The sequence below is a fragment of the uncultured Aurantimicrobium sp. genome (assembly GCF_936931525.1).
Taxonomy (GTDB): Bacteria; Actinomycetota; Actinomycetes; order Actinomycetales; family Microbacteriaceae; genus Aurantimicrobium.
The window spans coordinates 25,957-35,874 of sequence record NZ_CAKZII010000172.1 but is presented as its reverse complement, the minus strand read 5'-3'; the positions used below and the strand labels follow the sequence as shown (position 1 = coordinate 35,874).

Sequence of the window (9,918 nt, the reverse complement as noted above, 5' to 3'; positions counted from 1 at the left end):
GGGCCGACTATGGGACTCGAACCCACAACCCCCGCTTTACAAGAGCGGTGCGCTACCAATTGCGCCAAGTCGGCTTGCGTGAGGTGATAATCACCTCACTACCCGTTAATCCTAACCTGCGGCAGGAGTGGCGGGAGTTGTGGAAGCTGACTCACCAGCAACCTGAGTGATGAACGCCAAGAATTCCTTGGGGTCAACAATCGAACCGGTGTATGCCTTGCCATTGACAAAGATGGTGGGGGTTCCCACACCAGCAGCGCCAGTTTGCTTTGCGGCTTCAGCCATGGGGCCAGCAAGGGCATAGTCAGTTGCCTGAGATGCCCAGGGCATGAAGGTCTTGTCCTTGATGCACTTGTCAATCTTGGACTGGTTCTTGGGCTTCTGAGCATCAATCAAAGCAGTGATCTCATCATCGTTGAGACCAGGAGTACCTTCTTGAGGCTGATTGGCAAACAGTGCCTGGTTGACCTTCCAGAAGGTGTCAGGAGAGTAGTTCGCTACACACGCTGCAGCAGCAGTTGAGCGCAGTGAGTACTTCGTTCCTGCAGACTGGTTCGCCAGCATGCCAATGGGGTGAATCTCGAGTGTTGCTGCGCCAGCTTCAACGAGGGTCTGCAACTGCTCAGCGTTAGCTTCATCAAATGCCTTACATGCGGGGCAGATGTAGTCCTGGTAAACCTCGATGGACACCGTGGATGAGCCAGGCATAGGAATGGTGGCTACAGGGTCAGCGCCAGGTGAACCTGCTTCGCTGAGAACACCAGCCATGTTGGCGCCGCTGAGGACAATGCCGTCGCTGGCCATGTTGGCGGGGCGAGGACCTTCCTTGGGCGCAGAGGTGGCCAGGGTCGAGATAAAGAGTGCTGCGACGGCAATCACTGCAACAGCGACACCGCCCTGGATGAACAGCTTGCGACGCTTGTCGCTCTTGTTCTGTTGTTCGCGAAGTTCTTTTGCTTTCGCACGAGCAGCTTCACGCTGCTGGTTTCGAGTAGGTCGGTTGCCGTGGGCTCCGGTGCTCATTCTCGTTTTCTCCAATATGTGGGGGACGTAAATTAACGTTCGTCAAAACACGTAAAAAACTAGAGTACGTGTGAACGCTGGGAAATTGCTAAACGGTTCCTGCACGCAAACGTGCTACTTCGTAGAGCGTAACGCTGGCAGCAATACCCGCGTTGAGGGACTCAGTGCTGGCCGAGATAGGAATCGAGACAATCGCGTCACAGTTGTCAGTGACGAGTTTGGACAAACCCTTACCTTCATTACCCACCACGATCAATAGCGGGCGGTCAGCCAGTTCCAGTCCAGGAAGCATGGTGTCACCACCGCCATCGAGGCCTATAACAAAGACGCCCTGGTCCTTGAAGGACTTGATAGTCGCGGTGAGGTTCGCTGCCATGGAAACCGGCAGGCGCGCTGCCGCACCTGCTGAGGTCTTCCAGGCAGCAGCGGTTACACCCACGGAACGACGCTGAGGCAAGATGATGCCATCGCCACCAAAAGCTGCCGTGGAACGAATAATTGCACCCAGGTTACGAGGATCGGTGATTCCATCCAGTGCAACAAAGAGTGGAGCCTTTTTGGAGTCGAATGCCTTCTCCAACAGGTCGTTGGGGTGTGCATATTCGTAAGGAGGAACCTTGATCGCTACGCCCTGGTGAACTGAGTCATAACCACCCATGCGGTCCAGCTCAGGCTTCATCACTTCGAGGATAGGAATTCCACGCTGGGTCGCGATGGAAATCATTTCCTTGACGCGGTCATCCATCTCAATACGAGTGGCGATATAAAAAGCAGTGGCAGGAATCTTCGCGCGGAGCGCTTCGAGTACCGAGTTACGACCGGTGACCACTTCTGTGTCATCGGCAGCCTTGCTGCGCTTGGGGGCAGCCTTGCGCTGACCGTCAACAGTGTTGCGGTTCAGCTTGCCCATCGAGGCCAGCTTCTCGCGACGAATCTTCGCCTTGCCAGCGGGGTGCCACTCGCGGTCTTCTGCCTTAGGGGTTGGACCCTTGCCCTCGAGGGCGCGACGACCTAAGCCACCTGTTCCCTTGACAGGACCTTTACCTGATTTGCGGACTGCTCCAGCCCGAGGCTTACCTGCCATTGAAACTCCAATGTGCCCCGCTAGGGGTGTCTTCGATCGTGATTCCAGCCGCGGCAAGTCGCTCGCGGAGAAGGTCTGCGGTGGCGAAGTCCTTGTTTGCACGTGCAGCAGCACGAGCCTCAAGCAGTTCAGCCATCAAGAGATCCAGGGCGGCATCGCCTTGGGAAGCATCAGTTGCCCATGCAACATCGAGGGGATTCACGCCCAGAACATCCAGCATCGCCACAACTTCTGACGCCTGCGAAGCGGCCGTTGCCGTATCGCCAGAATCCAGCGCACTGTTTCCAGAGCGCACCAAGTCAAAGACCACGGCGAGCGCAGCGGGGATGTTGAGATCATCATTCATCGCGGAGCGGAACGCGGCAGGAACATCAGCAGAAACAAGTTCTCCCGCGTCGCGAATGACACGGTCCAAGAAACCTTCAATCCGCTCGAAGGATGCCTTCGCTTCTGCGATGGCACCGTCGTGGAGTTCCAGCGTGGAGCGGTATTGAGCAGAACCGAGCAGGTATCGCAGAACAACGGGCTTCGCCTTATCGAGGAGGTCAGCGGCAAAAACAGAGTTGCCCAGAGACTTACTCATCTTCTGGCCACCGACGGAAACGAGTCCGTTGTGAAGCCAATACTGAGCAAAACCGTCGCCGGCAGCAGCGGACTGAGCCAGTTCGTTCTCGTGGTGAGGGAAGCGCAAGTCAAGGCCACCACCGTGGATGTCAAAAGACGTACCGAGGTACTTGGTCGACATGGCAGAGCACTCGATGTGCCATCCGGGACGGCCGGCGCCCCAGGGAGACTTCCAGGAAGCCGACTCGGGGTCGCCTGCCTTGTGTCCCTTCCAAAGGGCAAAGTCTTGAGGTGCCTTCTTGCCGCGTGGATCTGCGTCAGCGGCAGCCTCCATCTCGGCAGGCTTTTGGTTAGTCAGCTCGCCATAAGCGTTCCATGACGCAGTGTCGAAGTAGACATCGCCAGAATCATCAGCGGCGGGGTAGGCGTGGCCGCGCTCAATGAGGCGCTCAATGATGGCAATCATCTCAGGGATGCTGGCAGTCGCACGAGGCTCATAGGTGGGGCGCTGAATACCCAGAAGGTCATAGGCCGCAGTGAACTCTGCTTCCATGCGATAGGCCAAAGCCCACCATTCTTCGACTCCGCCGGCTTTGGCATTGTCCAGAACCTTGTCGTCAATATCGGTGACGTTGCGCACCAGAGTGACCTGGTAACCCTCATGGGTCAGCCAGCGGCGCAGCTGGTCATAGACCAGGGCGCTGCGCAGGTGTCCCACGTGGGGGCTCGACTGCACGGTGGGTCCACAGACGTACATTCCCACTCGACCTGGGGTCAGGGGAGAAAAGTCCCGAAGGGCTTGCTCCTTCGAGTCGAAAAGACGAATACTCACGTGTTTAGCCTACCTGCGAGCGCGCTTAGCGCTGGCGAACGAGGGCAGTTGCAATGGCTGCAACACCCTCACCGCGGCCGGTGAAACCCAGGCCGTCGGTGGTTGTTGCGGACACGGAAACGGGAGCGCCAACCCACTCTGTCAACACAGCCTGTGCTTCATCGCGGCGTGGACTAAAGCGAGGCTTGTTGCCGATCAGCTGGACGGAGACATTGATGGGTTCGAAACCGGCAGAAGCGAGAAGCTCGATGGTGCCGCGCACAAAAACTTCACCAGACGCATTCGCATAGGCAGGATCTGCGGTTCCAAAGCGCGAACCGATGTCACCTAACCCAGCTGCAGAAAGCAGAGCATCACAGATGGCGTGAGCAACAGCATCGCCATCACTGTGGCCAGAAAGTTCTTTCTCGCCAGGCCAGTGCAGGCCAGCAAGCCACAGGTTTTCGGCTTCTCCGAAGGCGTGCACGTCAATACCGGTGCCGACACGGTGAGCATCAGGGACACCACCAAGGACTTGGTGTGCACGGTTGAGATCCCATGCGGTCGTGATCTTGAAGGCGACCTCGTCGCCAGGAATGGTGGTCACTGCTCCCCCATTCGCAGCGAAGACCGCTGCATCGTCGGTGTAGTCAGAAGAACCTGCTGCAGCATAAGCAGCTTCGAGTTCGGCGCGGGGGAAGCCCTGAGGTGTCTGTGCTGCTCGAAGTTGCTCACGATCAGCAATACCGAGGACACCACCGGTGACATCAACTTGCTTGAGTGAATCAACTACGGGCAGAGCGGGAACAATGCCCGCACCGGTTGCCTGAACCGCCATGTCCACGTCTGCAAACAACGTGGTGGGAGTCAGTGCACGAGCAGCATCGTGGACAAGGACGACCTGAACAGAAGCCTGAACCACGGCAAGACCTTCGGCAACTGAGTCGTGACGAGTTGCACCACCGGTGACCACAGAAACGAGAGCCTCGAGTCCAGGGGCAACCTTGTGAGCGATGGCCTGTGCATCAGAGACAAAGTCTGCTGGGGCAACCACAACGACCTGCACGGGATAGGGCAGCAAGATGATGGAGCGCAATGAGCGCTCCAGAAGAGTCTGACCAGCAAGGTCAACAAACGCCTTGGGAAGAGCTGCCCCTAAACGGGTGCCACTTCCTGCGGCAACGACAATGACAGCCGTAGAAACGTGCAGGTCACCAGACATGCTGAACTCGCCTGCCCACTCGCGTTGTTAGGACGCGAGAACCTCGTCGAGGAAGTCAGATGCCTTCTCTTCGTCGGTCTTCTTCGCCAGAGCAAGCTCGGAGATGAGGATCTGACGAGCCTTGGCAAGCATGCGCTTCTCACCAGCGGAGAGACCGCGGTCCTGGTCGCGGCGCCACAGGTCGCGAACAACCTCAGAAACCTTGATGACGTCACCAGAAGCAAGCTTCTCCAGGTTCGCCTTGTAACGACGAGACCAGTTGGTGGGCTCTTCAGTGAAAGGAGCACGCAGAACTTCGAAGACCTGCTCGAGGCCTTCCTTGCCAATGACATCGCGAACACCCACGAGGTCAACGTTCTCAACGGGAACCTTCACAGTGAGGTCACCCTGCACAACGTGGAGGGTCAAGTAAACCTTTTCGACACCCTTGACTACGCGCTTTTGTACTTCGGTAATCTTCGCTGCGCCGTGGTGAGGGTAAACAACTGTTTCGCCAACAATGAACTGCATAAGTGTGGAGCTCCCTAAAATCAGTTCCCAGTTTACCACGGCTATCTGACAGTCTCATCGGAGGCGACTTCCCACTGAGCGGTGCCGCCTCTTCGGTCGTGAATGCACCGATGCGATAAGCTCAAAGAGAAGATTTTTGCGGTATTTCTGCCCATAGATGGGCGCCGCACTCACACTCTGGAGGCTTTCGTCGTGAAGGTTCGTATTGTTGTTGCTGCTGCTCTTGCCCTCGGCGTTGCCTTTGGCACCGCCGGTTGCAACCTGATCCAGCCACAGGCCACGACCAACCCCTATGACGCTAGCGACGGAGTTGGCGTGAACGTGGGCGACCTGAGCTTGCGCAACCTCATGATCATCAGCGACAACGGTGAGACCGGCAACCTGCTGCTCAGCGTTGCCAACGCAACCGGATCCGACACTGAACTTCACATCGGCTTCGTTTCCGGTGGCGAAATTGTTGACGGCCACCTCGACGTTCCTAGCAACGACAAGACTCCCACCTCGTGGGGTTCCGGCAGTGAAGACCGCATCATTCTCGGTGGCATCAACACCATCCCTGGTGGTCTGCTCGAGGTTGCGTTCGAAGCTAACGGCGAAAGCAAGACCGTGCTGGTTCCCGTCCTCACCTCAGCACAGCCTGAGTACGAAGGCCTCGAGCCCAAGAAGGTCACCAAGATCTCTAAGTAGAACTTAAACGCAAAAGCGGCCAGTATTCCTGGCCGCTTTTGTCGTTAAGCGCGTTACGCGTTGTAGTTTTCGACTCGCTCAACAATCTTCTTGAGCGCTTCTACTTCCTTCTTGGTCAACTTGTCCGGGTTCTTCTTGGACTTCTGAACAAGGATTGACTCGGTCAAGGTGATGTCAACGACAGGCTCAGATTTTCTGAACCAACCAAATAGCTTCATGTTTTTCTCCATTACTCGTGGTGAACGTGATTCACGGCAGCATGCCGCTTGGTAGTGAAGAAAGCTTCGGCGGTGAAGTTCTACTTCTTGTTGCCCTGAGCGGCAACAGCAGCAGCGCCAGCTGCAGCAGCCTCAGGGTCAAGGTATTCAGCAGGTCCAAGTGGACGGAAGTTTTCGTCCAGCTTGTACACCAAGGGAATACCGGTAGGGATGTTGAGCTCTGCAATGTCATCGTCAGAGATGCCATCGAGGTGCTTGACCAGTGCGCGCAGCGAGTTGCCGTGAGCAGTAACCAGAACGGTCTTGCCTGCGGCAAGATCCTTCGTGATGTCTGATTCCCAGTAAGGAATCATGCGGTCGATAACGTCCTTGAGGCACTCGGTCGCAGGAATGGCGCCATCAATGCCGTCATAACGCACGTCATTGATCTGTGAGTACTCGTTGTCATCGGCAATGGGTGGTGGTGGTGTGTCAAAAGAACGACGCCAGGTCATGAACTGCTCGGGACCGTATTCAGCCAAGGTCTGTGCCTTGTCCTTGCCCTGCAGTGCACCGTAGTGACGCTCGTTCAAGCGCCAGCTTCGCTTGACAGGAATCCAGAGACGGTCAGCGGTGTCCAGAGCCAGGTTGGCGGTCTGAATAGCACGGCTGAGAACAGAGGTGTAGAGCACGTCAGGAAGAACGCCAGATTCTGCGAGAAGTTCACCAGCACGCTTGGCTTCGCCCACGCCCTGTTCGCTCAAGCGAACATCAACCCAACCTGTGAACAGGTTCTTCTGGTTCCAGTCGCTATTACCGTGTCTCAGCAAAATCAATGTGTGCGTCATGACTCCAGTTTATTGGGTGGTTAACTGGTCACCATGCCCGTGGGAAACATCACGCGTGGGACAACCAACGCCAATCGCTTGCGCCGAGTGGACAGGTGGATTCAAACCTGGCCTGCCCTGCGCACCACAAGCGACCCGCTGGTGATCGACCTGGGCTATGGCGCCAGTGCGGCCACGCCCGTTGAGCTTGCCACCAGATTGCGCAAGACCAGGCCCGAAGTGGAACTCCTGGGGCTCGAAATTGATCCCGAGCGTGTGACGATCGCGAAAGCAGAACTTTCCCGCTGGGAAAAAGAAGAACTTGTCACCGCAGAACAGGCCAGGGGCATCACCTTTGCCCGCGGAGGCTTTGAAGTTCCCGTAGCCAAGAACCGAAAGCCCGTGGTCATCCGCGCCTTCAATGTCTTGCGTCAATATGACGAGCCAGAAGTTCAAGGTGCCTGGGACATGATGGTTGCCAGGCTCCAATCTGGCGGCGTCCTCGTGGAGGGCACCTGTGATGAGATTGGTCGGATCTCCAGCTGGATTGCCGTGACTCACGAAGGACCACAAACCTTGAGCATTGCACTCAAGCTAGACACGCTCGAGGTTCCCTCGATTGTGGCCGAGAGATTACCCAAGGCACTCATTCATCACAACGTTCCTGGCGAGCGCATTCATGACTTCCTCACTGCCTTAGATAGGCAGTGGCTCACTCATGCCCCACTAGGAAGCTTTGGTGCCACCCAGCGCTGGATCGCCACAGCTCAGGGAATGAAAGAGGCCGGCTGGCCCATCATCGGCAACAAGAGCCGCTGGCGCCTGGGTGAAATCACCATTGCCTATGAGGCAGTGAAGGCGAACTAGCCCAGGCTGGTTACTGCTCGCGCTTCACCGCACCCAAGCGCGGGAGCCTGGGAACATTCGCGGTGCGGCCAGCATCTGGTGGAACGATGACCACTTGCGTGGCAGGAATCTGTGTTCCATCTGCAACAACCACAAGCTCTGCTTCGGGGTTAGCGTTGCGTTTCAAGATGGCCAGCGCAATAACGCCCTCTTCAAAGTGGCGGGCGGCACTGGTGATGTGGCCCACCTCGGTCTCACCATCCATCACAGCTGATCCAGATGGTGGGAGTACGACATCCACACCATCGAGGCTCAAGAATGCCAAGCGGCGGGGAGGGTGGCCCAGGTTGTGCACCTTGGCCACGGTTTCTTGACCTCGATAGCAACCCTTATTCAAGTGGACCGCGGTGCGCAGCCAATCAAACTCATGGGGCAGGGCATTGTCGTCACCTTCGGTGGCGATGCGGGGACGCCAGGCAGCAATGCGCAGAGCCTCGAGGGCATCAGTGCCGGCGAAAGAGATAACCCCCGCCTGTGCCAGATCTACGAGCTCATCAGCAGCACTGCGAGGAATAACTGCTTCTGAATAGTTCCAACCGTGGGCTGGGTGCTGCTCAGTGGAATATTGCCAACCACCTTCGGAAACGGCATTCCATGGGTCTGCCCAGATCACAGGAACATCTGCAGGCTGGAGAACAAGTGGAGCAAGAACATCAGGAAGGTCACCAAAGAAACCGACGGTGAGCATCTCCGTTGAGCGGTCAACAATCTCAACCTGCTTCATGAAGCGCATCTTGAGTAGCCACTTCGTGAGTTCTTCAGCGCGACCTTCATCTATCAAGAGCCAGCTGGTCTCGCCATCTTCAACTACGCGCATGGCGTGCTGAACATGGCCGTGAGGATCCAGGAGAAGAGTCTCAGTGCTCTGTCCTGGCTTCAGCTGATCGAGGCGCTGGCTCAGCAAAGAATCTAGCCAACTCAGGCGATCTGGCCCCGAAACAGCAATAACCCCGCGATCAGAGAGATCAACCAGGGCACCGCCTGCGAGCAGACTGCGCTGCTCTGTCAGGCTGTTGCCATAGGCACTGGCTACGCCCGTTGACCCCACAATTGCGCCAGGAAGCACAGTGAAAGGTGAGAGTGGCATACCGCCGGGAGCCGACGAGGCATCGTCAGCCATGAGATGCGCTTAGCGCTGTCCCTTGAACAGCTTGTACACAACGATGCCTGAGATCCATGCAATGGCCAGACCGGCAACACCAAGGAGGCCAATGAAGAAAAGTTCAATTGCGAGAAGCATGTGTCCATCATATTCCGAGGCAGGTCATAAACCGGTAACCCTGCATTCCACACTGAGGAATACGAAACCTCGTTGAAACACATGGCATTTAGACTGTTAACACCAAGTGAGACGAGGTGACCGTAATGGCCAGCATTCTGATTCTCGCCGCGCGCCACAACGCGGAGGTCCTCCCCGCGCTTGGATTGCTCTCACACCAGGTGAAGACCATCCCTGCAGAACCAGCACAGCTGGTCAGCGCACCTCACAGTGACATCGTTATGGTCGATGCTCGTACCGACTTGGCCAGCGCCAAGAGCCTGTGCAAGATCTTGCAGGCCACCGGCCTGAGCTCTCCCCTTCTTCTTGTCATCACCGAAGGTGGCCTTGCTGCTGTCAGCCCTGACTGGGGTGTGGCAGATGTCATTCTCGAGACCGCTGGTCCCGCTGAGATTGATGCTCGTATCCGTCTGGCACTGGGTCGCGCCCAGCAAGTAGCACCTTCAGAAGCGCGTATTTCTGCTTCCGGCATCGTGATCGATGAAGCGTCCTACTCAGTGAAGGTCCACGACAAGCCTCTCGACCTCACCTATAAAGAGTTTGAACTCCTCCGCTTCTTAGCAACCCACCCTTCACGCGTGTTCACACGTGAACAGTTGCTCAGTGAAGTGTGGGGCTACGACTACTTCGGTGGCACGCGCACCGTGGATGTTCACGTCCGTCGACTTCGTGCCAAGCTCGGTGACATGGAGCAGGTCATTGGCACCGTGCGTAACGTGGGCTACCGCTTCAACGTGGCTGAAGAAACCCACGAGCACGCTTCCGTAACCTCCTAGTTTCCTTCCGGTCACCTCTGCGTGCCAGTATG

The 9,918-nt window shown here is 56.8% G+C and carries 11 protein-coding genes and 1 tRNA gene; 3 read left to right on the top strand and 9 right to left on the bottom strand.

Annotated features, from left to right (window positions below; genetic code table 11):
* Window position 1: 1 nt before the first annotated feature.
* From Q0362_RS08795 to Q0362_RS08770, 6 genes are all read right to left on the bottom strand, one after another.
* Window positions 2-74: transfer RNA gene (locus Q0362_RS08795), tRNA-Thr, on the bottom strand.
* Window positions 75-111: 37 nt separating this feature from the next.
* Window positions 112-1,023, bottom strand: a complete 912-nt coding sequence (locus Q0362_RS08790) for a thioredoxin domain-containing protein (protein WP_298122621.1) — start codon at window positions 1,021-1,023, stop codon at window positions 112-114.
* 88 nt (window positions 1,024-1,111) lie between these two features.
* Window positions 1,112-2,107, bottom strand: a complete 996-nt coding sequence (gene rlmB, locus Q0362_RS08785) for a 23S rRNA (guanosine(2251)-2'-O)-methyltransferase RlmB (RefSeq protein WP_298122620.1) — start codon at window positions 2,105-2,107, stop codon at window positions 1,112-1,114.
* Window positions 2,097-3,503: a cysteine--tRNA ligase gene (cysS, locus tag Q0362_RS08780; protein WP_298122617.1), complete on the bottom strand. Its 1,407-nt coding sequence runs from the start codon at window positions 3,501-3,503 to the stop codon at window positions 2,097-2,099. The genes rlmB and cysS overlap by 11 nt, the downstream gene beginning before the upstream one ends.
* Before the next feature lie 25 nt (window positions 3,504-3,528).
* The gene (ispD, locus tag Q0362_RS08775; protein ID WP_298122615.1) at window positions 3,529-4,704 is read right to left on the bottom strand and encodes a 2-C-methyl-D-erythritol 4-phosphate cytidylyltransferase; all 1,176 of its coding nucleotides are present in this window, start codon (window positions 4,702-4,704) and stop codon (window positions 3,529-3,531) included.
* Between the two features lie 27 nt (window positions 4,705-4,731).
* The gene (locus Q0362_RS08770; RefSeq protein WP_110234421.1) at window positions 4,732-5,214 is read right to left on the bottom strand and encodes a CarD family transcriptional regulator; all 483 of its coding nucleotides are present in this window, start codon (window positions 5,212-5,214) and stop codon (window positions 4,732-4,734) included.
* Between the two features lie 192 nt (window positions 5,215-5,406).
* On the opposite strand from Q0362_RS08770, the gene Q0362_RS08765 reads away from it, so the two are divergent.
* Window positions 5,407-5,901, top strand: coding sequence for a hypothetical protein (locus Q0362_RS08765; RefSeq protein ID WP_298122614.1), 495 nt, complete (start codon window positions 5,407-5,409; stop codon window positions 5,899-5,901).
* A gap of 53 nt (window positions 5,902-5,954) precedes the next feature.
* Here the strand turns inward: Q0362_RS08765 and Q0362_RS08760 are convergent, their stop codons facing one another.
* Window positions 5,955-6,131 (bottom strand): hypothetical protein, encoded by a 177-nt coding sequence (locus Q0362_RS08760; RefSeq protein ID WP_298122613.1) that lies wholly within the window; start codon window positions 6,129-6,131, stop codon window positions 5,955-5,957.
* 68 nt (window positions 6,132-6,199) lie between these two features.
* Window positions 6,200-6,946, bottom strand: coding sequence for a phosphoglyceromutase (locus Q0362_RS08755; RefSeq protein ID WP_298122611.1), 747 nt, complete (start codon window positions 6,944-6,946; stop codon window positions 6,200-6,202).
* Between the two features lie 33 nt (window positions 6,947-6,979).
* On the opposite strand from Q0362_RS08755, the gene Q0362_RS08750 reads away from it, so the two are divergent.
* Complete coding sequence (locus Q0362_RS08750; protein WP_298122608.1) at window positions 6,980-7,792, top strand: class I SAM-dependent methyltransferase; 813 nt, start codon at window positions 6,980-6,982, stop codon at window positions 7,790-7,792.
* Between the two features lie 10 nt (window positions 7,793-7,802).
* Here the strand turns inward: Q0362_RS08750 and Q0362_RS08745 are convergent, their stop codons facing one another.
* Complete coding sequence (locus Q0362_RS08745; protein WP_298122607.1) at window positions 7,803-8,951, bottom strand: folate-binding protein YgfZ; 1,149 nt, start codon at window positions 8,949-8,951, stop codon at window positions 7,803-7,805.
* A 245-nt stretch (window positions 8,952-9,196) separates the two neighbouring features.
* On the opposite strand from Q0362_RS08745, the gene Q0362_RS08740 reads away from it, so the two are divergent.
* On the top strand, window positions 9,197-9,886 hold the full coding sequence (locus Q0362_RS08740) for a response regulator transcription factor (RefSeq protein WP_298122605.1): 690 nt from the start codon (window positions 9,197-9,199) through the stop codon (window positions 9,884-9,886).
* The last annotated feature ends 32 nt before the right edge of the window (window positions 9,887-9,918 follow it).